Annotated in this window: 18 protein-coding genes and 2 pseudogenes; 15 read left to right on the top strand and 5 right to left on the bottom strand. The window is 74.1% G+C overall.

What is annotated here, in order from left to right:
* Positions 1 to 65 precede the first annotated feature (65 nt).
* Both C6361_RS15775 and C6361_RS15765 read left to right on the top strand, forming a co-directional pair.
* Positions 66 to 812, top strand: a pseudogene (locus tag C6361_RS15775) (SDR family NAD(P)-dependent oxidoreductase).
* The gene (locus C6361_RS15765) at positions 809 to 2,449 is read left to right on the top strand and encodes an MFS transporter (protein ID WP_107268188.1); all 1,641 of its coding nucleotides are present in this window, start codon (positions 809 to 811) and stop codon (positions 2,447 to 2,449) included. The pseudogene C6361_RS15775 and the gene C6361_RS15765 overlap by 4 nt, the downstream one beginning before the upstream one ends.
* Before the next feature lie 29 nt (positions 2,450 to 2,478).
* On the opposite strand, the gene C6361_RS15760 is transcribed toward C6361_RS15765, so the two are convergent.
* From C6361_RS15760 to C6361_RS15750, 3 genes are all read right to left on the bottom strand, one after another.
* Positions 2,479 to 3,543, bottom strand: coding sequence for a hypothetical protein (locus tag C6361_RS15760; RefSeq protein WP_107268187.1), 1,065 nt, complete (start codon positions 3,541 to 3,543; stop codon positions 2,479 to 2,481).
* Positions 3,544 to 4,161: 618 nt separating this feature from the next.
* Positions 4,162 to 4,959 carry a DUF4097 family beta strand repeat-containing protein gene (locus C6361_RS15755; RefSeq protein ID WP_107268186.1) on the bottom strand — a complete coding sequence of 266 codons (798 nt, stop codon included), beginning with the start codon at positions 4,957 to 4,959 and terminating at the stop codon, positions 4,162 to 4,164.
* Positions 4,960 to 5,047: 88 nt separating this feature from the next.
* Positions 5,048 to 5,551: a toxin-antitoxin system HicB family antitoxin gene (locus C6361_RS15750; RefSeq protein ID WP_107268185.1), complete on the bottom strand. Its 504-nt coding sequence runs from the start codon at positions 5,549 to 5,551 to the stop codon at positions 5,048 to 5,050.
* 218 nt (positions 5,552 to 5,769) lie between these two features.
* Here C6361_RS15750 and thyX point away from each other — a divergent pair, with 218 nt between their 5' ends.
* The 5 genes from thyX (at position 5,770) to C6361_RS15725 (ending at position 11,687) form a co-directional block, all read left to right on the top strand.
* On the top strand, positions 5,770 to 6,513 hold the full coding sequence (gene thyX, locus C6361_RS15745; RefSeq protein ID WP_107263947.1) for an FAD-dependent thymidylate synthase: 744 nt from the start codon (positions 5,770 to 5,772) through the stop codon (positions 6,511 to 6,513).
* 46 nt (positions 6,514 to 6,559) lie between these two features.
* Positions 6,560 to 7,483: a 4-hydroxy-tetrahydrodipicolinate synthase gene (dapA, locus tag C6361_RS15740; protein ID WP_107268184.1), complete on the top strand. Its 924-nt coding sequence runs from the start codon at positions 6,560 to 6,562 to the stop codon at positions 7,481 to 7,483.
* Between the two features lie 64 nt (positions 7,484 to 7,547).
* Positions 7,548 to 9,236: a ribonuclease J gene (locus C6361_RS15735; protein WP_107258557.1), complete on the top strand. Its 1,689-nt coding sequence runs from the start codon at positions 7,548 to 7,550 to the stop codon at positions 9,234 to 9,236.
* A 221-nt stretch (positions 9,237 to 9,457) separates the two neighbouring features.
* Entirely contained in the window at positions 9,458 to 11,116 is a 1,659-nt protein-coding gene (locus C6361_RS15730) for a S1 family peptidase (RefSeq protein WP_107268183.1), read from the top strand.
* 145 nt (positions 11,117 to 11,261) lie between these two features.
* Positions 11,262 to 11,687 (top strand): DUF2784 domain-containing protein, encoded by a 426-nt coding sequence (locus tag C6361_RS15725; RefSeq protein WP_234359516.1) that lies wholly within the window; start codon positions 11,262 to 11,264, stop codon positions 11,685 to 11,687.
* On the opposite strand, the gene C6361_RS15720 is transcribed toward C6361_RS15725, so the two are convergent.
* Entirely contained in the window at positions 11,644 to 13,230 is a 1,587-nt protein-coding gene (locus tag C6361_RS15720; RefSeq protein WP_107268181.1) for a YbjN domain-containing protein, read from the bottom strand. The two genes, C6361_RS15725 and C6361_RS15720, sit on opposite strands and share 44 nt — an antisense overlap.
* Positions 13,231 to 13,339: 109 nt before the next feature.
* Positions 13,340 to 13,807 carry a YbjN domain-containing protein gene (locus C6361_RS15715; RefSeq protein ID WP_107258560.1) on the bottom strand — a complete coding sequence of 156 codons (468 nt, stop codon included), beginning with the start codon at positions 13,805 to 13,807 and terminating at the stop codon, positions 13,340 to 13,342.
* 188 nt (positions 13,808 to 13,995) lie between these two features.
* On the opposite strand from C6361_RS15715, the gene C6361_RS15710 reads away from it, so the two are divergent.
* The 8 genes and pseudogenes from C6361_RS15710 (at position 13,996) to C6361_RS15670 (ending at position 23,490) form a co-directional block, all read left to right on the top strand.
* Positions 13,996 to 16,467 carry a DNA translocase FtsK gene (locus tag C6361_RS15710; protein ID WP_107268180.1) on the top strand — a complete coding sequence of 824 codons (2,472 nt, stop codon included), beginning with the start codon at positions 13,996 to 13,998 and terminating at the stop codon, positions 16,465 to 16,467.
* 96 nt (positions 16,468 to 16,563) lie between these two features.
* Complete coding sequence (locus C6361_RS15705) at positions 16,564 to 17,523, top strand: ornithine cyclodeaminase family protein (RefSeq protein ID WP_107258562.1); 960 nt, start codon at positions 16,564 to 16,566, stop codon at positions 17,521 to 17,523.
* A gap of 59 nt (positions 17,524 to 17,582) precedes the next feature.
* Positions 17,583 to 19,097, top strand: coding sequence for a 30S ribosomal protein S12 methylthiotransferase RimO (gene rimO / locus C6361_RS15700; RefSeq protein WP_107258563.1), 1,515 nt, complete (start codon positions 17,583 to 17,585; stop codon positions 19,095 to 19,097).
* A gap of 190 nt (positions 19,098 to 19,287) precedes the next feature.
* Positions 19,288 to 19,860, top strand: a complete 573-nt coding sequence (gene pgsA / locus C6361_RS15695) for a CDP-diacylglycerol--glycerol-3-phosphate 3-phosphatidyltransferase (protein ID WP_234359613.1) — start codon at positions 19,288 to 19,290, stop codon at positions 19,858 to 19,860.
* Positions 19,861 to 19,925: 65 nt separating this feature from the next.
* Positions 19,926 to 20,456 carry a CinA family protein gene (locus C6361_RS15690; RefSeq protein WP_369931430.1) on the top strand — a complete coding sequence of 177 codons (531 nt, stop codon included), beginning with the start codon at positions 19,926 to 19,928 and terminating at the stop codon, positions 20,454 to 20,456.
* A 293-nt stretch (positions 20,457 to 20,749) separates the two neighbouring features.
* Positions 20,750 to 21,016 (top strand): annotated as a pseudogene (locus tag C6361_RS15685) (helix-turn-helix domain-containing protein); the annotation flags it as partial.
* A 722-nt stretch (positions 21,017 to 21,738) separates the two neighbouring features.
* Positions 21,739 to 22,602: a PspA/IM30 family protein gene (locus C6361_RS15675; RefSeq protein WP_107258565.1), complete on the top strand. Its 864-nt coding sequence runs from the start codon at positions 21,739 to 21,741 to the stop codon at positions 22,600 to 22,602.
* A 105-nt stretch (positions 22,603 to 22,707) separates the two neighbouring features.
* Entirely contained in the window at positions 22,708 to 23,490 is a 783-nt protein-coding gene (locus C6361_RS15670; protein ID WP_107258566.1) for a hypothetical protein, read from the top strand.
* Positions 23,491 to 23,493: the final 3 nt, after the last annotated feature.

The raw sequence follows: 23,493 nt of genomic DNA, 5'->3' as shown, positions 1-23,493 counted from the left end.
GACGTTATCAACTCATGCGAACCGAGTCTTTGACCGTTATGAAGGGCGGCTCCTAGCGTCGAGGCATGAGTGATCGCGAACTGAGCGGCAGGGTGGCGCTGGTGACCGGCGGCACCGGCGGGATCGGTGCGGCCATCGCCCGGGTACTCGCCGGAGCGGGTGCCGCCGTCACGGTGGTCGGCCGCCGCACCGACCTGGGTACGGCGGTGGCGGCGGAACTGGACGACGGACTCTTCGTACCGGCCGACCTGAGTCGACGGCAGAGCCACGGCGAGGTGCTCCGGGCCACCGTCGAACGGTTCGGCGGGTTGGACATCCTGGTGAACAACGCCGCCGCGTACACGGCCGGCCCGACCCACGAGAGCACCGAGGAGGAGTTCGACCGGGTGGTCGGGCTCAACTACAGGTCGACGTACTTCCTGACCCAGGCCGCGCTGCCGCACCTGCTGCGCGGAGGGGGCGGCCGGATCGTCAACATCAGTTCCATCGGTACGACGAGGAGCTGGGCCGGTTCCTCGATCTACAACTCCTCGAAGGCGGCCCTGGACAACCTCACCCGCACCTGGGCGATCGAGTACGGCCCGCAGGGACTGCGGGTCAACGGCGTCAACCCGGGGATCGTGCGGGACGGCCCGATGTCGTTTCCGGTGTAGGCGGCGGTGGACGTCGAGGCGCACATCCTGCCGACGATCCCGGCCCGGCGGCTCGGCACCGCGGCCGACGTGGCGGCGGCGACGCTCTTCCTGGCCGGTCCCGGCGCCGACTATCTCAACGGGGTGACCATCGCGCTCGACGGCGGACTCACGGCATGACGACCGGCGGCGGCGTGCCGAGCGGCGGCGGTGTGCCGAGCGGCGGCGGTGTGCCGGCGGTCGGCGGTGGTGTGTCGGCGGTCGGCGGTGTGCCGGTGGGCGGTTCGGCGCGGCACGGGGGCGCGCTCGGGCTGCTCTGCGCGGTGCAGTTCATGGTCGTGCTGGACAGCACCGTCACCACCGTCGCGCTCGACGCGATCCGGCTGGACCTGGTGCTCACCGAGAGCACCCTCCAGTACGTCGTCTCGCTCTACGCGGTCACCTTCGGCGGGCTGCTCGTGCTCGGCGGGCGTACCGGTGACCGGCTCGGCCGGCGACGGGTTTTCGTCGCCGGCACCGGCCTGTTCGGACTCGCCTCGCTGGCCTGCGGGCTGGCCGGGTCGGCGGCGCCGCTGCTCGGCGCGCGGGCGGTGCAGGGGGTCGGGGCGGCCCTGGTCTCCGCGACCGGCTTCGCGCTGCTGCTCGGACTCTTCCCGGACGGTCCCGCCCGGAACCGGGCGCTCGGGGTCTGGAGCGCCCTCGGCGCGTCCGGCGCCGCCGTCGGGCTGGTCCTCGGCGGCGTGCTGACCGAACTGGCCGGTTGGCAACTGGTCTTCCTGGTCAACGTGCCGGTCTGCGCCCTGGCGCTGCCGCTGGCCGGCCGGCTGCTGCCCGACGACCGCCCGGGTGTGCGTCGCGACCGGGATCCGGAAACCGCCGGTTCCTCGTCCGAGCCGGCGACGAACCGCCGGGGCCGCTCGGCGGAGCCGGCGACGAACCGCCGGGGCCGGTCGGCCGGGCTCGACCTGCCCGGGGCCGTCGCGGTGACGGTCGGCCTGGGACTGCTGATCCACGGCGTGACACTCGGCCAGCGCTCCGGCTTCGGCGCGCCGGGCACGCTCGGCACCCTGGCCGGCGCGGTGGCGCTGCTCAGCGCTTTCCCACTGGTCGAGCGCCGGGCCGCCGCGCCGCTGGTGCCACCGCGGTTCCTCCGGGGCGGCCCGGTCGCCGCCGCGAACGTGGCGATCCTCTGCCTGATGGCGGTGGTCGGCAGCCAGGGGTTCTTCCTGGTGCTCTATCTGCAACGGGTACTCGGGCACGACCCGGTCCGGACCGGGCTGGCGATGGCCCCGGCGGCGCTGGCCGCGTTCGTCGGCAGCGCCCTGGCCGCCCGGCTGGCCGGGCGGTGGCCGCCCCGCGTACTGGCGGCCGCCGGGCTGGCGCTGGTGGCGGCCGGGCAGGTGTCGCTGTCCCGGATTCCGGTCGACGGCTCCTACCTGCGGGACCTGTTCGCCGGACTGCTCCTCTTCGGACTGGGGCTGGGCAGCGCGTTCGTCGCGGCGACGGTGCTGGCCACCACCGGTGTGCCGGCGGCGGACCGGGGACTCGTCGCCGGGTTGGTCAACACCTCGCAGCAGGTCGGGCTGGCGGTCGGGGTGGCCGTGCTGGTCGCCGTGGCCGTCGCGGTGACCGCCGGTGAACCGGAACCGGCGGGCGCCCCGGCGCTGGTGGCGGGTTACCGGCGCGGTCTGTTGCTCGGCGCGTTCGTCGCGCTCGCGGGTGCCGTGGCCGTGCTCGCGCGCACCGGGCAGCGGTCAACCCCCTCCGGCGGCGGACCCAGCCGTCCGACGATGCCGGCCGAGAACGGCAGCCGCTGAGGACGACAGCGGCTGAGAACGGCAGTGGTTCAGCGGTTCTCCGGTACCGCACCGTGCAGGCCCCGGGCGTGCGCGGCGAGTTGCCGCAGGACGACGCCGTCCACGCCGAGCACGGCACCCAGGGTGCGCAACTCGGCCTCGGTGGGCATCCGCCGGGCGGTGAGGATCTCGGCGACGACGGCGGCGGTCAGCCCGGTCCGGATGGCCAACTCGGTGACGCCGGTGCGACCGAGTTCGGCGTACGCGCAGAGATATCCGGCGAGCGCGCGGTGCGCCAGTGCCGCGTTCGGATCGATGTGCCGGGAAAGCTGCCCCAGCGGGCTGCGTTGCCGCCGTTCCAGGGCCGCCGACAGGTCGACGGTCCATTCCGGATGAGAGCCGTGCTCCCCGAGCAGCAGCACCTGCACCGTCAGCCGGGCACAGTCGGCCCGCAGGTCCGCGATGTCGACCGCGACGTCCGGCCCGGGCCAGCCCCGGCCGGCACCGCGCCCGTACTGCCCCCGGGGCTGGTTGCCGTCCGGCCGGACCTCGGCGATCGGTGCGCTGTTCGGGGTACGCCCGGGCCGGGGTGTGTTGCGTCGAACGGGTCCCGGGGCGTTCGGTCGACGTACCGGCCGAGGGCCCGCCGGATCGCGGACCGGGCGACGGTCGGCGGAGTTGTCCGGACCGGTGCGGCTGTCCGGACTCGGGTTGTCGGAGTGGCTCGGATCCGGAACAGACCGGCGGGCGGCCTGTCGGACAGCAGCCTGTCGGACGGTGGCCGCTCTGGCGGCGGCCCGGTGCAGGGTGGCGGCCTCGGCCCGGATGCGGTCCCGGGGCGCGTGCTCCGGCAGGCACCGGATGATCATCTCGGTGGTGCTCCACGGTGGCCCGTGCCGGTACCGGCCGGAGAGGTGCTCGGAGAGCGTCTGCCTGCCGAAACCGACCGGCAGGAATCCACGGGCGGCGGCGGTACGCAGGACTTCCGCCTGCCCGCCGGCCAGCCCCGCCCCGCCGACCAGGTGCCGGACGTAGAGCGTGTACGCCGCCGCCTCGGGACTGGCGCAGCGGGCGCGGATCGTGTCGTCGTGGATGCCGGGAGGTCCGGGGGGCATGTCGGTCGTCCTTGCCGGATGGGCGTTACCCGACAGCGGCGGTGCCTGTCGGAAACACGGGGGTAGGGCGGCGGTGCTCTTTTCCGACAGTCGACGGGCCGGCGAGAGTACCTGCGGTTCCTCGCCGGCCAGCCCGGCTGGCGGGTGGGCCGTGGTCCTCCGTACCGGCCGGTCGGCAAGCCCGGTTCGGTGCGGAGGACCACCAGTCAGGAAGATCACTGCTCGTGGAAGGTCGATGACAGAATGCCTCATCGAGCCCGACTGTGGGGGACCGGGTTGCTGGTCCTCGGCACCGCCCTGCTGACCGCGACCGCCCGGGCCTGGCTCCGCCGACGCCGTCCGCGAGCCGGCGAACCATCCCGACCGGGCGGTCCGACCCGGCGCGGGCGGTCCGGCCGGCCACTGCCCCGACACCGCCGCCGGCCCCGCGTGCCCCGGCCAGGCGTTCCCCAGCCCGTCCCTCGGCTCGGCGTCCCTCGGCTCGGCGTCCCTCGGCTCGGCGTGCCTCGGCTCGGCGTGCCCCGGCTCGTGCCAAGGCCCGGCGTGCCCAGGCTCGGCGTGCCTCGGCCCGGTGACCGGTGAGCCGGTCGCCGGGCCGGAGGTGCTGCGGCTGGCCGGTCAGGCCGCCCGGCGTACCTCGATGTCGCCGCTCACCGTCCGGACCTCCAGGCTCAGGCCGGGGCCGCCCGCCGAGGTGGGCGCGGTGCCCGGGTCGAGCCGGTTGCGGGTGGTGCCGGAGACGGTGCTGAGGTCGAGCCAGACCCCGGTGCCGGAACGTACCCCGACACCCACGTCACCGGAGGCGGTCCCGATCCGGATCCGTCCCTGCCGGGTCGCTCCGACGCGTACGGCGCCGGAGGCGGTCTTGATCTCGACGGCGTCACCGGCCTCGGCGACGTCGACGTCTCCGGAGGCGAGCCGGGCCCGCAGCGCTCCGCCGACCTGTCGGGCGACGAGCGCCCCGGAGGCTCCCTTGACCTCCAGCCGGCCGTCCACCCGGGACACCTCGATGTCGCCGCTCGCCGTGTCGACGTCGGCGTCGCCGGTGACGTGCTCGATCTCGACGTCACCGGAGGCCGAGCCGACGCTCAGGTCGGCGTAACGGCCCCGGCAGCGTACGTCGGCGGAGGCGACCTTGATCCGCCCGGAGCTGTCCAGCGGTACCCGGACCAGCGCACGTACGCTGCCGGCGCGGAGCCGGAACAACCCGCCGGCCCGGTCGGGTACGACCACCGACAGCACGTCGCCGTCCAGCCCGACCTGGGTGCGCGCAGCCTGTTCGCGGGATTCGGCGCTGCCGTCGTACGGGTGTACCTCGACGACGGCCGACTCGCGCTCCTCGGCGACCATCTCGAAGGCGCCGGCCGGCAGGTCGACGACGACGGTGACCGGTGCGGTACGGGGAAACTCGGGCATGACTCCTCCAGGGTGGGTCTCGGGTGGCTGATCCGGGCCGGGTTGGCGGTCGGCGAGGCGGGCAGCGCCGGTACTGGTCGGGGCGTGGTCAGGCCTGGGCCCAGCCGGTGATCCGGCGGCTGGACGCCCGACCGGTCCGGCCGGTCGGGGGCGGGGCGGCTCCCGGTACGGCGGCGGTGACCGCCCGCACCAGCCAGGCGTTCACCGAGATGCCCTCGGCGGTGGCCGCCCGTTCCACGGCGTCCTTCAGGGTCTCCGGCAGCCGGAGCGTGATCCGGCTGACGTCACCGGGGGCTTCGGTCGGCGGGGGAGGGGGGCCGGGCGGGGCGGTCACCGGCTGCTGCTCCGGTGCCTCCCGGTGCACCACCAGATCCGCCTCCCGGGCGCGCAGCCGCACCTCGACCGTCGGTCCGTCGAGCTTGGCGGTGATCTCGGCGGTCGCGTCGGCGAGCACCTCCAGCAGGCAGAGCCGGGCCGAGATGTCGAGCGAGCCGGCGAGCAGCTCGGCCGCCCGGCTGATCTCGGGGCCGCCGGGCGCGGCGGCGGCGGTGAGATCGCGGCGGAGCGCCGCCAGATAGGGAGCCAGATCCATGACGTCACTATGACATCATCTGACGTCACATTCAAGTGGCACTGTGACGTCATCTTGCCGACCGGGGTGCCGTCGGCGGTGAGCCCGCCACCGGGAGCGCCGGGTTTCCGAGACGAGGTCCGGGGGCTGCCGGACCGGCAACCCGGCGCGGACATCGAGCCGGGCGGGGGGTCGTCGGGACCACGCCGGAGGCGACTAGAGTCCGAGGAATGCCGGAGATGGTGGTCCCCCAGGTCAAGGTCATCGCGTGGACGCATTTCGAGCCACCGGAGGACGTACCGTGGTCGACCGACGCGGACGGCGGCCAGGCACTGGCCGAGTTCGCCGGCCGGGCCTGCTACCAGTCGTGGCGCAAGCCCAACCCGGCCACCGCGACCAACGCGGGCTACCTGGCGCACATCCTGGAGAGCCAGCACCTCTCGGTGCTCGAGCACGGCACCGTCACCTTCTACTTCACCGGCGTCTCCCGCTCCTTCACCCACGAGCTGGTGCGGCACCGGCACTTCTCCTACTCCCAGCTCTCCCAGCGGTACGTGCCCGAGCGCGAGGCCGCGATGGTGGAGCCCTCGGTGATCGCCGAGGACGCGGAGCTGCACAAGCGGTTCGTGGAGGCGAGCGAGGCGAGCCTGCGCGCCTACAACGACCTGCTGGAGGGGTTGGAGCGGCGCTTCGCCGACGTGGAGAACCCCACCCTGCGCCGCAAGCAGGCCCGACAGGCCGCCCGGGCGATCCTGCCGAACGCCACCGAGACCCGGATCGTGGTCACCGGCAACTACCGCGCCTGGCGGCACTTCGTGGCGATGCGGGCCACCGAGGGCGCCGACGTCGAGATCCGTGAGCTGGCGGTCGAATGCCTGCGGCAGCTCCAGCGCGTCGCGCCGAACGTCTTCGGCGACTTCACCATCACCGCGCTGCCGGACGGCACCGAGATCGCCACCAGCCCGTACGCCCAGCTGTCCTGAACCCTTCCCCGCCGACCGGGCGGCGGCATTCCGATAGGTTGTTCGCATGACCCACCACCACCCTGCCAACGCCGAACGGGCGGCACCCCGCCCGTTCGGGCGCCTGCTCACCGCGATGGTGAGCCCGTTCACCGCGGACGGTTCGCTGGATCTCGACGGTGCGGCCCGACTCGCGGCCTACCTGGTGGACGAGCAGGGCAACGACGCGCTGGTCGTGAACGGGACCACGGGTGAGTCGCCGACCACCACGGACGCGGAGAAGGAGCGGCTGGTCCGCGCGGTGGTCGAGGCGGTGGGCGACCGGGCACAGGTCGTCGCCGGGGTCGGCACCAACGACACCAGGCACACCATCGAGCTGGCCGGTGCCGCCGAGAAGGCCGGGGCGCACGGGTTGCTGGTGGTCACTCCCTACTACAACAAGCCGCCGCAGGCCGGGCTGGTCCGGCACTTCACCGAGGTGGCCGACGCCGCCACGCTGCCGGTGATGCTCTACGACATCCCGCACCGCAGCGGAGTGGCGATCGCCACCGAGACCCTGCTGCGACTCGCCGAGCACGAGCGGATCGTCGCGGTGAAGGACGCCAAGGGCGACCTGGTCGCCAGCTCGGCGGTGACCGCCCGGACCGATCTGGCCTACTACTCCGGCGAGGACGCGTTGACGCTGCCCGCCCTGGCGGCCGGCGCGGTCGGCCTGGTCGGCACCTCGACCCACCTGACCGGGGCGCTCGCCAAGCAGATGATCGAGGCGTACGACCGGGGGGACACCGCGGAGGCGCTGGCCCTGCACCGGCGGCTGCTGCCGCTGTTCACCGGGATCTTCCGCACCCAGGGCACCATCCTGGTCAAGGCGGCGCTGGCCGCCCGGGGCCTGCCCGCCGGGCCGGTACGTCCACCGCTGGTCGAGGTCACCTCCGACGAGATGGCACAGTTGCGGGCGGACTGCGCGGCGGCCGGGCTGGAGCTGCCATGACGGGAGTCGGGAACAGCGGTGGGAAGCGGGTTCGGGGCGACGGACGGGGATGCGGAGTGCGGGCATGAGCCAGCCGGGGATTGAGCTGGAACTGCCGCCGCCGCTGCCCGAGGGCGGGCTGCGGATCGTGCCGCTGGGCGGCCTCGGCGCCATCGGGCGGAACATGACCGTCTTCGAGTACGACGGCAAGCTGCTGATCGTCGACTGCGGGGTGCTCTTCCCCGACGTCGAGCAGCCCGGTGTCGACCTGATCCTGCCGGACTTCGCGCCGATCCTGGACCGGCTCGCCGACGTACAGGCGATCGTGCTCACGCACGGGCACGAGGACCACATCGGCGCCGTGCCCTACCTGCTCGCGCACAAGCCGGACATCCCGCTGGTCGGTTCGCAGTTCACCCTCGCGCTGGTCGAGGCGAAGCTGGCCGAGCGGCGGATCGAGCCGTACACGCTGACGGTGCGGGAGGGGGGTCGGGAGCGGCTCGGCCCGTTCGAGTGCGAGTTCTTCGCGGTCAACCACTCGATCCCGGACGCCCTCGCGGTGGCGATCCGGACCCCGGCCGGCCTGGTGCTGCACACCGGCGACTTCAAGATGGACCAGCTCCCGCTGGACGGCCGGATCACCGACCTGGCCGGCTTCGCCCGGCTCGGTGCGGAAGGCGTCGACCTGCTCCTCTCCGACTCGACCAACGCCGAGATCCCCGGCTTCGTCAGCTCGGAGCGGGAGATCGGCCCGGTACTCGACTCGATCTTCGCCAAGGCGCGCGGCCGGATCATCGTGGCCTCGTTCGCCTCGCACGTGCACCGGGTGCAGCAGGTGCTGGACTCCGCCGCCGAGCACGGCCGCAAGGTCGCCTTCATCGGCCGGTCGATGGTCCGCAACATGGGCATCGCCCGCGATCTCGGGCTGCTGCGCATCGAGCCCGGCCTGGTCGTCGGGCTGGACGAGGCGGCCGCGCTGCCGCCGGACCAGATCGTGCTGATGTCGACCGGGTCGCAGGGCGAGCCGATGAGCGCGCTGGGCCGGATGGCCACCGGCGACCACCGGCACATCACGGTCGCTCCCGGCGACACGGTGGTGCTGGCCAGCTCGCTGGTGCCGGGGAACGAGACCTCGGTCTACCGGGTGATCAACCGGCTCTGCCGGGCCGGTGCCACCGTGATCCACAAGGACGTGGCGAAGGTGCACGTCTCCGGGCACGCCCCGGCCGGCGAACTGCTCTACCTGCTCAACGTGGTCCGGCCGAGCAACCTGATGCCGGTGCACGGCGAGTGGCGGCACCTGCGCGCGCACGCCCGGCTCGGCATCGAGTCCGGGGTCGCCGCCGACCGGGTGGTGCTCTGCGAGGACGGCGACGTCGTGGACCTGGTCGAGGGGCACGCCCGGGTGGTCGGGCACGTCAAGAGCCGGTACGTCTACGTCGACGGTCTCGCCGTCGGTGACGTCGGCGAGTCGCTCCTCACCGAACGGCGGATCCTCGGCGACGGCGGGTTCATCTCGGCGACCGTGGTGGTCGACTCGGTCACCGGCAAGGTGGTCGGCGGTCCCACCGTCTCCGCCAAGGGCTTCTCGGACGACCCGGACGCGTTCAACCCGGTCATTCCGTTGATCACCGAGGCGCTCGGCCGGGCGGCCACCGAGGGGATCACCGATCCGCACCAGTTGCAGCAGATCGTCCGGCGTACGGTCGGCCGCTGGGTGAACGACGCGTACCGGCGCCGCCCGATGATCGTCCCCACCGTGGTCGAGGTCTGACCCGTTCGAGGCGGTAGCGCCGACGTCGTGCCGGGCCCTTCCGTGCGGAAACGTGCGGAAGGGCCCTTCCGCGCAGTCGCCGCCGTTCGGGGTGATACGGACGCCAGCCGCGTCCGGTTCAGCCGATCGGCTGTGAGATTGCCCATCGCCGATCCGTTCATCGCCGGCCGGTCGTCGGCCGTACCTTCCCGCGGGCTGCCCGATGGTGAAGGAGGCGATCGATGGATCGCGGACGCGCGACGCGGAGCCGGCGAGGCACGGTCAGTCGGCGGAGTACGGCACAGCGGCGGGGAATCGCGATCGGCGTGACGGTGGCCACCGTCGCCGGTCTGGCGGCGGTGACCTGGCCGGCGCTGGCCGGAGAGGACCCGCCGCGCTCGGAACCGGCACCCGCCGGTCCGGCCCGCCAGATCGTCGACGCGCTGCGCCGGGACCTGTCGCTGACCGAGGCACAGGCGCGCGCCCGGCTGGACCGGGAGCGGTGGGCCCGCGGCACCACGCAGCGGCTGCGTACCGAACTCGGCACCGGGTACGGCGGCACCTGGCTGGCCGCCGACGGCAACCGGCTGATGGTGGCGGTGACCGACGAGGCGGCTGCCGCCCGGGCCCGCGCCGCCGGAGCCGAACCGAAGCTGGTCACCCGGAACGCCCGGCAGCTCGACACGGTCAAGGCGGGTCTCGACCGGATCGCCGACCAGGCCACCCCGGACGTCGCCGGCTGGTACGTCGACGTGTCGAACAACCGCGTCGTGGTACGCGCCCAGCCCGGTACGGAGTCCGCCGTGCGGCGGTTCGTCCAGGGCAGTGGCGCCCCGGCGGGCGCGGTCGAGGTGGTCGCCTCGGCGGAGGCGCCGGTGCCGCTGATCGACGTACGCGGCGGTGACCCGTACGTGATCGACGACCGGGCGCGCTGCTCGATCGGCTTCTCCGTCGTCGGCGGATTCGTCACCGCCGGGCACTGTGGAGCGCCGGGCGCCACCACCAGCAGCCCGGACGGGGTCGCCCAGGGCGTCGTGTCGGCCTCCTCGTTCCCCGGCGACGACTGGGGCGTGGTGGAGACGAACGACGACTGGGTCCCGCAGCCGGTGGTCAACGACTTCGACGGCGGCACGATCGCCGTGGCGGGTGGCCAGGAGGCGCCGGTGGGCAGCTCGATCTGCCGCTTCGGGGCCACCACGGGCGCCCGGTGCGGGGTCGTCGAGGCGCTGAACGCCACGGTCGTCTACCCGGAGGGCACGGTCACCGGGCTGACCCGGACGGACGTCTGTGCCGAGCCCGGTGACTCCGGCGGCTCCTGGATGTCCGGCGACCAGGCCCAGGGGGTCACCTCGGGTGGCTCCGGCGACTGCACGGTGGGCGGCATCACGTTCTTCCAGCCGCTGACCGAGATCCTGGAGGTGAACCAGCTCACCCTGGTCACCACCGCGAACGGCCCGTCCGCGCCCCCGGCCGACCCGCCCGCCGCGACGGAGCCGCCGGCCGCCACGGAGCCGCCCGCCGCGACCGAGCCGCCGCCCGCCGCGACCGAACCGCCGGCCGCCACCGAGCCGCCGAGCCCGCCGCCGGGTGCGGAGTGCACCGGGCACAAGGCGCGCAAGGCCGCCACCCTGGGCGCCGGGCGCCGCCAGGTGCAGCCCGCCGGCCGCTACTTCCGGGCCGGGCACGGCCGGCAGGTCGGCTGCCTGGACGGACCCTCCGGGGCCAACTTCGACCTGGTACTCCAGAAGTGGAGCCGGGGCGGCTGGCGTACCGTCGCCGTCTCCGCCGGGCCGACCGCGGACGAGCAGATCACCTACAGCGGCAGCGCCGGCTTCTACCGCTACCGGGTGGAGTCCCGGCGCGGCTCCGGCGACTACACCCTCGGCTTTTCGGTGCGTTAGGGGACGAATGGTCGATCTGCACTGAGGTAGCCGGGCGCTGCGACGAGTCGAGAGCGCCGGCCGGCGGGCTGAGTATCCGTACCCGGTCCGCCGGCCGCCCGGTTGGGTAGCCTTTGCCCGGGAGGCGGCAATGGGTTACCGGTTATTGATCGTTTTGGTCCTGGCGCTGCACTTCGGCTTCCTGGGCTATCTGGTGCTCGGCGGGTTCCTCGCCTGGCGCTGGCCGAGGACGATCTGGCTGCATTTCGGCGCCGCCGCCTGGGGCGTGCTGGTGACCGCCGCCCAACTGGTCTGCCCGCTGACCTACCTCGAACACTGGGCCCGGCGCCGGGCCGGCGAGTCGGACGTCGGGCGGGGCTTCATCGACCGCTACGTCGAGGGTGTCTTCTATCCCGAGCGGTACGCCCTGCTCGCCCAGGCGCTGGTCGCGGTGCTGATCCTGGCCTCCTGGCTCGGCCTGCTCGGGCGACTCGGCGTCTTCGGTCGGTTCGGTCTCTTCGGGCGGCTCGGTCTCTTCGGGGGGCGGGTCAGGGCAGCGCGCTCACCGCGGCCGCGAAGGCGGCTCCGCTGACCAGGGCCGCGTCGACCAGTACGGCGAGCTGACCGGCGGCGACGCCGTGCTCCAGGTCGGTACTGACGTCGCCGGCCAGCACCAGCTCCCCCGCGCCGGGATCCTGCACGTACGCCTTGGGCAGCAGCCGGTCCTGGTTCCAGGCGTTGCAGAACTCGTACGCCTGCCCGAGGCGGTCCGCCGGCAGCCGGCGCTCGGCGGTCACCCGGGCGTGCAGGATCTCGCCCCGCTCACCCAACCGCTCGAACTCGATCAGCGCATCGCCGCACCGCCCACCGACCCGGCCCGCCGGACCGGGCACGAACTGCTCCGCCCGGTCCCGGAGTACGTCGACGATCGCCGCCACCGTCAGCGGCCCGACCAACACGAGCCCGTCCGCCCGGTCCCCGCACCCCGTCCGCACCTGCTCGACCGACCGCTCCGGCTCGGCCGTCGACTCCGCCGGTAGGGGGACCGGGTCGGGCAGCGGGCGTTCGGCCAGCCAGGAGGCGACCCGGCCGGACTGGTGACTGGTCCCGTTGCGGGCGTCGAACCGGCCCGCCAGGTCCTCGGCGGTGGCCGTGAGTTCGGTGCCGAGCGCGGCGACGGTCAACTCGGCGGCGTGCCGCCCGGCGTACCCGGGACGGTGGACCGGGTGGCGGGCGAACCCGGCCCGCCCGGCCAGCCGGCAGAGCAGCGCCCCGGCGGCGGCGAACTCCAGCGCGGACGCCTCGTCGTAGGGGCGGTCCAGCCCGGACAGGTGCCGGGCGAGGATCTCCAGGCCGCGCTCGTGCCGACCGGCCAGCGCACAGAACCGCAGGTGGTCGGCGAGCAGCGGAAACCCGGCCCGCTCCCGCCGGTGCCGCCGGTAGGCGCGTACGTGCGCCTCGGCGGCCTCGTCGTAGCGGCCGAGCCGCAGGTACGCCAACTGGATCGCGCCGAGCGCCCGCTCCGGCTGGTCGGGGCAGCGCAGCGTGCCGGCGAGCACCGGCTCGACCAGTTCGACCGCCTCGGTCCACCGCCCCCAGCCGGCCAGCAGCCGCGCCTGGTCGGCCGGCTCGCAGGCGGCGCAGCCGCTCCACTCGTCCTGCGGCGCCGCCCGCCACCGCAGCAGCCACCGTCGCGCCGTCGACTCGGCACCGACGTGGTCGGCGATCCGGCAGCGCAGCGCGTACGCCGGCCGCCGGCTCCGCCCGGCCGCGTCGAGCCGGCGCTCCAGGTCGTCGAGGGCGGCCCCGACCCGGGCCAGCCCGGCCCGGGAGGTACCGCAGAAGGCGGCCACCGCCTGCCGGTGGTAGTCGGGCAGCCGCGCGCTGTCGGTGGCGTCGACGGTCTCCGGCGCGCGGTCGACGACGCCGAGACACCACCGTACCGGCGAGAGCATCCGCCACGGTTCGATCCGCTGGTACGCCTCGACCAGCGCGAACCGGGCCGCGAAGCCGAGCCGTTCGTCCCCGCCGGCGTCGGCGTACGCGACGATCCGGTCCAGTTCGGCGACCTTGGCGGCGTCGTCCGGCCGGTCCCGGGCGTCGGCCAGGGCGGCGAGCAACTCGTCGCGGGTCACCCGGCCGCCGCGCGGGGGCGGGGCGATTGCGCGTTCATCGGCGGGGTCTCACTTTCCAGGGGTTCCAACCGGCTGTCCGGGAATCTGTGTCGGCCGTCGGTGAGTTTACTCAGCGTCGCAGCTCCGCTACGGCTGCGCACATCTGGCGGCCGGTCGAGATGCCGCACCCGAGTAACTGGTCGAGCTGGCGTACCGTGACGCCGCGCTCCAGGTCGGTGACCACCTCGCCGCAGACCCGGACGCTGCCGTCGTCGTTGACCTGCACGAACGCCTTCGGCCAGAGCCGGTCGCGGTTCCAGGCGTTGCAGAACGCGTAGAGCGTCGGCACGTCGTCGACGGAGAACCGGCTCGCGGCCATCGTGCGGATCTGGAGTATCTCGCCGGCCTCGCCGAGCCGGAGGAAGTAGACCAGGTTGCCGTCCCAACTGCCGACCAGGTCACCGTCCGGATCGGTGTAGCAGGTGTAGCCCCGGCCGCCGAGCACGCTGCCGAGAAGCTCGTCGGTCAGCGGTCGCAGCCGCTCCGGCCGGCCGCCGCCGGGTCGGGCCGAGGCGTCGACGAAGTCCGGTACGGGCATCCGCGCTCCCTCCTGGACGGCTCCGGCTCCGCCCGTGATGGTAGGACCACGGCCACCGGTACCGGGACAGCCGGGCCGGCGGCGGCGGGGGCGGGCGGTGCGGGCCGGGTGTGATCCGCGAGGTAGCTGGTCAGACACGACACGCAAAAGCGGGGAATCCTCAGCGCGCGCGGCTAACGTGTGAACTTATGGCGGGCCGTGCCTCCTCTCAGGCGAACCGGCGCCGGAGTGGGTCGACGACCCGTTCCGGCGGTAGTCGCGCGGGCAACAGCCGGGCCCGGCAGCCGGCCCGGGGCCGGGCGGCGGCGGCACGCCGGCCGACCCGGACCAGTCCGGCGGTGTACGTCGGCCGGGCGATCGGCGCGACCTGGATGGGGCTGGCGCACGGCGTCGGCTGGGCCATGCGGGCGGCGGGCCGGCAGGCGGCGACCGCCCGCGACCTGGACCCGGAGCACCGCCGGGACGGCGCCGGCCTGCTCCTGCTCGGCCTGGCGATCCTCAGCGCCGTGGCGGTCTGGTTCTCCTCGGCCGGGCCGCTGGGCGGTCGACTCGCCGACACCATCCGGCTCTTCTTCGGCGCGATCTCGATCGTGCTGCCGGTCCTGCTGCTGATCGGGTCGGTCCGGCTGATGCGGGAGCCGGCCGAGCCGGAGCACCGCGGCCGGGGGCTGGTCGGCTGGACCGCGCTGATCGTCGGCACCGCGGCGCTGCTGCACATCGGACAGCGTCCGGCGGACAACAGGGAGCGCGACTACGCCGGTGGCCTGATCGGGGCCGGGGTCGGCGGGCCGCTGGAGAGCGCGGTCAGCGCCTGGGTCGCCGTACCGCTGCTGGTGCTGCTGCTCCTCTTCGGCCTGCTGGTGGTGACGGCGACACCGATCAACAAGGTGCCGGAGCGGCTCGGGCTGCTGGCCGGGGCGGTGCTGGGCCGGCCGGAGTCCGACGAGGAGGCCGAGGCCGGATCGGCGCGCGACACCGAGGGCCGCCGGCCGCGCCGCCGCCCGTCGCCGCTGCCCGAGCCGGTCGACGAGGACGAGCCCGGCTACGAGATCGACACCCCGGTGCACGAGAACGTGCCGCTGCCGCGCAAGGCGAAGGGCAAGGTACCGGCCGCCCGGAAGGCGCCGGAGCCGCCCGAGCACTCGCCGGCACCGACCCGGGCGGAGCAGTTGGCGATCACCGGGCTGGCCGGCGACTACACGCTGCCGCCGGCCAACCTGCTGCGTCCCGGCGGTGCCCCGAAGACCCGCAGCCGGGCCAACGACGAGGTGATAGCCGCGCTGACCGGCGTCTTCGACCAGTTCGACGTGGACGCGGCGGTGACCGGCTTCACCCGGGGGCCGACCGTCACCCGGTACGAGGTCGAACTCGGGCACGGCGTGAAGGTCGAGCGGATCACCCAGCTCTCCCGCAACATCGCGTACGCGGTCAAGTCCCCGGACGTGCGGATCCTCAGCCCGATCCCGGGCAAGAGCGCGGTCGGGGTGGAGATCCCGAACAGCGACCGGGAGGACGTGGCGCTCGGCGACGTACTCCGGTCCCGGGCGGCGGCCAGCGACCACCACCCGATGCTGGTGGCGCTCGGCAAGGACATCGAGGGCGGCTTCGTGGTGGCCAACCTCGCCAAGATGCCGCACATCCTGATCGCCGGTGCCACCGGCGCTGGCAAGTCGAGCTGCCTGAACAGCCTGCTCGTCTCCATTTTGACCCGGGCGACTCCGGACGAGGTGCGGCTGCTGCTGATCGACCCGAAGCGGGTCGAGATGACGAACTACGAGGGAATCCCGCACCTGGTCACCCCGATCGTGACCAACCCGAAGAAGGCGGCGGACTCGCTGGACTGGGTGGTCCGCGAGATGGACATGCGCTACGACGACCTGGCCGCCGCCGGGGTACGCCACATCGACGACTACAACCGCAAGGTACGGGCCGGTCAGATCAAGCCGCCGCCGGGCAGCGAGCGGGAGATCCGGCCGTACCCGTACCTGTTGGTGATCGTGGACGAGTTGGCCGACCTGATGATGGTGGCGCCGCGCGACGTGGAGGATTCGGTCGTCCGGATCACCCAGCTCGCCCGGGCCGCCGGCATCCACCTCGTGCTGGCCACCCAGCGCCCCTCGGTCGACGTGGTGACCGGCCTGATCAAGGCGAATGTGCCGTCCCGGCTCGCCTTTGCCACCTCGTCGCTGGCCGACTCGCGGGTCATCCTCGACCAGCCGGGTGCGGAGAAGCTGATCGGCCGGGGCGACGGCCTCTTCCTGCCGATGGGCGCCTCCAAGCCGGTACGCATCCAGGGCGCCTGGGTCACCGAAAACGAGATCAACGACATCGTCAAGTTCTGCAAGGACCAGCGGGAGCCGGAGTTCCGGCCGGACGTGCTCACCCCGGCGCAGGAGACCAAGAAGAAGGTCGACGAGGACATCGGCGACGACCTCGACCTGCTGGTGCAGGCGATCGAGCTGGTGGTCACCTCGCAGTTCGGCTCGACCTCGATGCTCCAGCGCAAGTTGCGGGTCGGCTTCGCCAAGGCGGGCCGGCTGATGGACCTGATGGAGACCAGGGGCATCGTCGGCCCGTCGGAGGGCTCGAAGGCCCGGGACGTGCTGGTCAAGCCGGACGAGTTGGAGGAGGCGCTGGCGGCGCTCCGCCCGGACGAGTGACCGGGCTCCGGCGCCGGTATCCCGGCTCCCGGTCCGGGCCACCCGCCGGGCACCGGCGGTTGACCTGAACCATGGTTGAAGTATCAGAATCGGCTGATGACCCACTTCATCACCGACGCCGAGGTGGCGGCGCGGCTGGACGCCGCGACGGCGGTAGAGGCGATCCGGGACGCGCTGCTGGCGGCGTACCGGGGTCGGCTCGTCGCCCCGCCCCGGGTGGCCGCACCGCTGGCCGGTGGCCGGCTGGTCCTCACCGCCGGGCAGCTCGTCGACGAGTGGTACGGATTCGGCTCCTACGACACCTTCGGGCATGCCGAGGGCGAGCAGGTGGTGGCCCTGCACGACGCCGCGAACGGGCGGCTCCGGGCGGTCGCGGTCGGCGCGGAGATCGGGTCCCGGCGCACCGGGGCGCTCGGCGGGGTGGCGGTGCGGGCGCTCGCCCGGCCGGACGCGGCCACGCTCGGGGTGGTCGGCGCCGGTGGCCAGGCGTGGGCGCAGGTCTGGGCCGTCGCGGCGGTACGCCGGCTGCGCGAGGTGACGGTCCACTGCCGTACCCCGGCCGGGCGGGAGAAGTTCGCCGCCCGGGTCCGGGCCGAACTCGGCATCCCGGCCCGGGCGGTCGACACCGCAGCGGCGGCGGTACGCGACCGTGACGTCGTGGTGCTCGCCACCACCAGCCCCACTCCGGTGATCTCGGCCGCCGACCTGAGCCCCGGCAGTCACCTCAACACCATCGGCCACAAGCAGCTGGGCCGGTCGGAGTTCGGCCCCGACCTGCTGGACCGGGCGGATCTGCTGGTCACCGACTCGCTGGCCCAGGCCGGGGCGTACGACCCGCCGATGCTCGGCACCGTCGGCGCGTACGCCGGGCGGTTGCGGGCGCTGGGCGCGGTGCTGGCCGGCGAGCAGCCTGGCCGGACCACGCCGGACCAGGTGACGGTCTTCTGCTCGGTCGGTCTGGCCGGCAGCGAGGCGTTCCTGCTCGACCGGCTGACCCGGCCGGAGGCCGAGCCGGCCGGTCCGGCGCGGCCGGGTCGGGGTGCCGGGCCGGGGTGACGCGCCCGGCGGCGGGCAGCCGCCGTGCCGGAGCGGTCCGGCCCTCCCGGTAGGCTCGGATGGTGTCTGCCGCTTCCTCTTCCTCCTCGACCGCCGGCCGCCGGGTCGCGCTGCTCACCCTCGGCTGTGCCCGTAACGAGGTCGACTCGGAGGAGTTGGCCGCCCGGCTGCACGCCGACGGCTGGCAGGTGACCACCGACGGCGAGGGCGCCGACGTGGTGCTGGTCAACACCTGCGGCTTCGTGGAGAAGGCCAAGCAGGACTCGATCCAGACGCTGCTGGCCGCCGCCGACACCGGGGCCAAGGTCGTGGCGGCGGGCTGCATGGCCGAGCGCTACGGTCGGGAGCTGGCCGACGGCATGCCCGAGGCCGGTGCGGTGCTCAGCTTCGACGACTATCCCGACATCTCGGCCCGACTCGACGAGGTGCTGGCCGGCAAGCAGTTGCCCGCGCACACCCCCCGGGACCGACGGGAGCTGCTGCCGCTGACCCCGGTCGCCCGGCACGGCGGCGCGGTCTCGCTGCCCGGACACGGCGAGACCGGCACCCGCCCGGCCGGCGGCACCCTGGTGGCCGACGCGCACACTCCCGCGCACCTGCGCCCGGTGCTGCGGCACCGGCTCGACTCCGGCCCGGTCGCCTCGCTGAAGCTGGCCAGCGGCTGCGACCGGCGCTGTGCGTTCTGCGCCATCCCGACCTTCCGGGGCGCCTTCGTCTCGCGTACCCCGGACGAGCTGCTCGCCGAGGCGGAGTGGCTGGCCCGTTCGGGCGTCCGGGAGCTGGTGCTGGTCAGCGAGAACTCCACCTCGTACGGCAAGGATCTCGGCGACCCCCGGCTGCTGGAGAAGCTGCTGCCGCAGCTCGCCGCGGTGGACGGCATCGTCCGGGTCCGGGCCAGCTACCTCCAGCCGGCCGAGACCCGCCCCGGGCTGGTCGAGGTGATCGCCACCACGCCGGGGGTGGCACCCTACTTCGACCTCTCGTTCCAGCACTCCAGCGAGGCGGTGTTGCGCCGGATGCGCCGGTTCGGCTCGACCGACCGGTTCCTCGAACTGCTCGCGTCGGTGCGCCGGTTCGCCCCCGAGGCCGGTGCCCGGAGCAACGTGATCGTCGGCTTCCCCGGCGAGACCCGGGCGGACGTGGCGGAGCTGGAGCGCTTCCTCACCGCCGCCCGGCTGGACGCGATCGGCGTCTTCGACTACAGCGACGAGGACGGCACCGAGGCCGCCGGCCTGTCCGGCAAGGTCTCGCCGGCCACGGTGAAGCGGCGGTACGACCGGCTCTCCGCGCTCGCCGACGAACTCTGCTCACAGCGTGCGGAGGAGCGGCTCGGCGCGGTCGTCGAGGTGCTGGTCGACTCGGTGGACGACGGCGTGGTGGAGGGCCGGGCGGCCCACCAGGCGCCGGAGGTGGACGGCTCGACCACCCTGGTCGCCCCGGTCGGCGGCGGGGTCGACCTGGCCGCGTTACGCCCCGGTGACCTGGTCCGGGCCAGGGTCACCGGGACCGAGGGCGTGGACCTGATGGCCGTACCGGAGGAGATGGTCTCGGCGGCGCCGCGTGGGGCGGGGTGACCGGGGTGGCGACGACGGTCACGCCGGGGGCGTACCGGCGCTGCGCCGACCTCGGCGGCGGGATCCCGTCGTGACCGAGGCGGCGGATTCGGTACCGGCCGCGGCGGGCTCGGCGGTGCCGGCCGGCGCGGTCGGATCCGGGGTGGGCGCGGGTGCCGAGCCGGGCCGGGCCGCGGCGGCGGTCGAGCCGGTGCTCCCGGGGCGGGTCGGTCCGGTTCCGGTGGTCAACGCGGCGAACGGACTCACCGCGCTCCGGCTGGCGCTGGTACCGGTCTTCGTCGGGCTGGTGATCAGCTCCGAGATGCTGCATTCCGGCTGGCGGGTGGCGGCCTGCCTGACCTTCGTGGTCGCCTCGGCAACGGACCTCGTCGACGGGTGGATCGCCCGGCGCTGGGCGCTGGTCACCTCGTTCGGCAAGGTGGCCGATCCGATCGCCGACAAGGCGCTGACCGGCACCGCTCTGGTCTTATTGTCCTGGTATGAGCGAATCCCCTGGTGGATCACCGTACTCATCCTGGTCCGCGAGTTCGGCATCACGCTGATGCGGTTCTGGGTGATCAGGTACGGCGTCATCGCGGCCAGCCGGGGAGGCAAGGTCAAGACCGCCGTCCAGATCTTGGCCATCGTCTGGTATCTCTGGCCGGTGCCGGAGAGCGTGACCTGGGTCGGGCCGTGGATCCTCGGCGTCGCCGTGGTGGTGACCGTGGTGACGGGGCTCGACTACGTGGTCCGGGCGCTGCGACTGCGCCGCCCGGCACCCTGAGCGGCGGTCGGGGCAGCAACAGATCGGCGGGCGACACGGAGCGCCCCGCCGGAAACCGGAGGAGGATCGGGATGGACGACCCCGCACGGGCGGCGGACAACGGGGCCGCGGCGGTCGTACACGCGCTCGTCGACCGGGGCGCCACCCTGGCGGTGGTGGAGTCGCTCACCGGTGGCCTGCTGGCCGCGACGATCGTCGACATCGCCGGGGTCAGCAGCGTGTTCCGGGGCGGCCTGGTGGCGTACGCGACCGAGTTGAAATCCTCGCTGGTGGGCGTACCGGCCAAGCTGCTGGACGAGCGGGGCCCGGTCGACCCGGACGTGGCGGTGGCGCTCGCCGAGGGAGGCCGGGAGCGGTGCGAGGCGGACTGGTGCCTCGCCACCACCGGGGTCGCCGGCCCCGAGCCGCAGGACGGCAAACCGGTCGGCCTCGTCTACGTGGCGGCGGCCGGCCCCACCGGCACCGACGTACGCCGACTCGACCTCGACGGCAACCGGCTGCGGATCCGGATCGCCGCGGTCAGCGGTGCCCTGCACCTGCTCGCCGAGCGGCTGCACGCCGAGGCCGAGGGGGGCACCGGCGACGGCACGGCCTGACCTCTCCGACGGCGGAGCCACGCACGGCGGGAAGATCGCACTGGCGGGGCGGGATGTCGTCGGCGGCCGTACCGGGTACGGTTGCGGGAAGGCTCGGCAGTCGACGTCGCGGTCAACCGCCACCTCGCGGCAGATCGGTTCCACCATCGCGGCAGGACCGGTTCCACCGCATCGCGGCCGGATCGACACCGCCGCGACACGGCGGGGTCGGTGTCGCCGCATCGCGGCGAGGTGCGGGATGACGGCGCCGGTCCGACGTCCGGGAGGGTTCGGCCCGCGACACGGGAGGTGCGATGGTCCTGCTACGCCGGGTGATCGGTGACGCCCTACGGGCCCGTCGGCAGGGGCAGCACCGAACCCTGCGCGAGGTCTCCTCCGCCGCCAACGTCAGCCTCGGCTACCTCTCCGAGATAGAGCGCGGCCAGAAGGAGGCGTCGAGCGAACTGCTGGCCGCCATCTGCGACGCGCTCGGCGCCCGCCTCTCCGAACTGCTCCGCGACGTCAGCGACACCGTCGAGGTGGCCGAGGGGGTGCCCGCGGTGCTGGTGCCGGTCCAGGAGAGCCCGGTCTCCGGGCGGGACGGGGCCAGGCGTCCGGAGTCCGGGGGACCGGCCGAGGAGGCCGGCCGGGCCGCTCCGACGTACCCGGAACCGGTTCGGCAGCCCGGCGCGGCCGAGCCGGCCCGCCAGCCGGTCGGCGCCGAGCCCGTACGGCAGTCCGGCACCGCCGAGCCGGCCCGGCAGGCCGCCGCGGCCGAGCCGGCCCGTACCGAGCCCGCCGCGCAGTCGGCGCTGGTCGAGGCGTCCCTGGTCGGGCCGGGGCTGGCCGACCGGGCGCTGCGGAGCCTCGCCGAGGGCGGCGTGCACCAGCTCGGTGCCGAGCCGGTACGGCAGATCGCGACCGATGGCACCGTTTCGGTGACGGTACGGCAGGAATCGCCGCTCAAGGCGACCCTGCGGACCACCCGCCGGATCCGTCCGAGCGCGGGTTCCGAGCGCGACGTCGTCTGCGTCGGCTGATTCCGCCCCCTCCGGCGGCGCCCTGCGGGCTGTCGTCGTCCCGGCTGACCGGGCTGTCCGGATCCCGGCGCCGGTGAAGGTGTGGCTCGCCGGGGTTTACCGCGTTACGGTGGGCCCCTGGCGGCATATCCGGTGGATATCCCCCTGAGGTCGTACGCCGGGGTGGCGCGATCCTGGGACGATGGAGATCCTGTCGCGCGGGCGCCTTTCCTGGGCCGGCCGACACGGCCACCGGACTGATGACACTGAGGGGATACCGGGAGATGGCGAACCCGTTCGTCAAGGGCTGGCGCTACATGATGGCGCTGTTCGGCGCGAAGATCGATGAGCATGCCGATCCCAAGGTGCAGATCCAGCAGGCCATCGAGGAGGCGCAGCGCCAGCACCAGGCGCTCGTCCAGCAGGCCGCCGCGGTGATCGGCAACCAGCGTCAGCTCGAGATGCGGCTGTCCCGGCAGATGTCCGAGGTCGAGCGGTTGCAGGGGATGGCCCGCCAGGCCCTGGTGCTCGCCGACCGCGCCAGGGCCGCCGGTGACGAGACCGAGGCGACGAAATACGAGCAGAGCGCGCAGACGGTCGCCACCCAACTCGTCGCCGCCGAGCAGTCGACCGAGGATCTCAAGTCCCTGCACGACCAGGCGATCGGTGCCGCCGCCCAGGCGCGTCGGGCGGTCGAGAACAACTCGATGATCCTCCAGCAGAAGCTGGCCGAGCGGGCCAAGCTGCTCAGCCAGCTCGAACAGGCCAAGATGCAGGAGAGCGTGGCCAGGTCGCTGGAGTCGATGTCCGCGCTCGCCGCCCCGGGCAACACCCCCTCGCTGGACGAGGTGCGGGACCGGATCGAGCGGCGCTACGCCAACGCGATGGGCCGGGCCGAGCTGGCCGGCAACTCGGTCGAGGGCCGGATGCTGGAGATCCAGAAGTCCACCCTCGACCTGGCCGGCGCGTCCCGGCTGGAGCAGATCCGGTCCAGCATGGCCGGCGAGCAGCTGGCCGGTGGGGCGGCCAAGCCGGCGGTCGAGCCGGCGGCTCCGGCCGCCGACCCGGCCGGGGTGGCCCGGCTGGACGAGATCCGGGCGAGCCTGGGTCGGGACAAGCAGACCGGCGGCGGCAGCGCCGCCGGCTGAGCCGGCGTGATCCGGCGAACGCGGGGTGCCGCCGGCTCAGGCCGGCGACCATAGGGGGAGCGGAGCCGCCGGTCGGACCGGCGGCCGTCGGGGAGTGAGGTCGAGATGGCGGATCTGCGAACCCGTCACCTGCGCCGGCTGCGCAGCCTGCGTCGGTCGGTGCGGCGGTGGAGCGTGCTGGCCGGCGGCCTCGGTGGCGCGGCGGCGGTGCTCACCCCCTATCAGGGGCTGGGGCTGCCGGACGCGGCCTGGGCGGCGGCGGCCGGCGGTTCGGTCATGCTCGCGGTCTGGCGCTGGGCGGACCTCCGCGAGCTGGCCGCGCAGCCGGTGCCACCGGCGCCCGAGCCGGTGAACACCGACCAGGTCCGTGCCCGGCTGGTCGCCGCGGTCGAGCGGCTGCCCGCCGGGCGTCAGGCCCTCACCGAGGTACGCCGACAGCGCGCCCGGATCGCGTTGCGCGGCTCGCTGGCGGCCGAGCCGTGGGCCCGGCTGGACCGGGCCGCCACCACGATGGCCGGGCTCGCCGGCCGGTTGACCGGTCCCGCCGGCCCGGCGGCGCTGGAGGCGGCGGTGGCGGAGCAGTCCCTTCGGGATCTCGCCGAGCGACTGGCCAGTGTGGACCGGGCGGTACGGGTGGCGCCCGCCGACACCCGTCCGGAACTCGATGCCGCCCGGCGGCACCTGGCGGCACAGCTCGACGACGGCGTCGGCGCGTACGAGCGGCTGGTCGCGGCGGCGGCGGGCTTCGTGGCCGAGGAGGGTCGGGAGTACGACGACAACTCCTCGGTCATCCGGCTCACCGAGGCGACCGACCTGCTCCGGGGCGTGGCGGGTGGCCTGGCCGACCTGCGCTCCCGTACCGGCCCGACCCCCCAGGCGATGTCCTAGCCC

The organism is Plantactinospora sp. BC1 (assembly GCF_003030345.1).
Lineage (GTDB): Bacteria > Actinomycetota > Actinomycetes > Mycobacteriales > Micromonosporaceae > Plantactinospora.
This window is presented reverse-complemented; position numbering and strand designations above follow the sequence as displayed.